A 232-nucleotide genomic window follows, 5' to 3' on the forward strand; every position below is an offset into this window, starting at 1 on the left:
GGTTCGCAGAGGTCGCTGACCTGGCTGTCCAACGATCCCGTGCCCGGGAAGGCCGCCCCGACGGCCTGGGGGAGCGTTCCTGAGGTCAGCAACTGCGCGATGTGCGGCGCCGAGCAGTCGACGACCGGGTAGCCGTCGGCCCACTTGGAGTCGTAGGTCTGGAGACAGTCCCCGTCCTTCAGGGAGGCGATGGGTTGGGAGGGGACCGTTGCGACGTGCGTGGCGGTCGGCC

The 232-nt window shown here is 69.8% G+C and carries 1 protein-coding gene; it reads right to left on the reverse strand.

All coding sequences use genetic code 11. From position 1 onward, the window contains the following. Positions 1–232: hypothetical protein (locus SB719_RS22855; RefSeq protein ID WP_412160140.1), on the reverse strand; the 232-nt coding region annotated here is incomplete at both ends.

This window comes from Pantoea sp. SIMBA_079, from assembly GCF_046940275.1.
Taxonomy (GTDB): domain Bacteria; phylum Pseudomonadota; class Gammaproteobacteria; order Enterobacterales; family Enterobacteriaceae; genus Pantoea; species Pantoea borealis.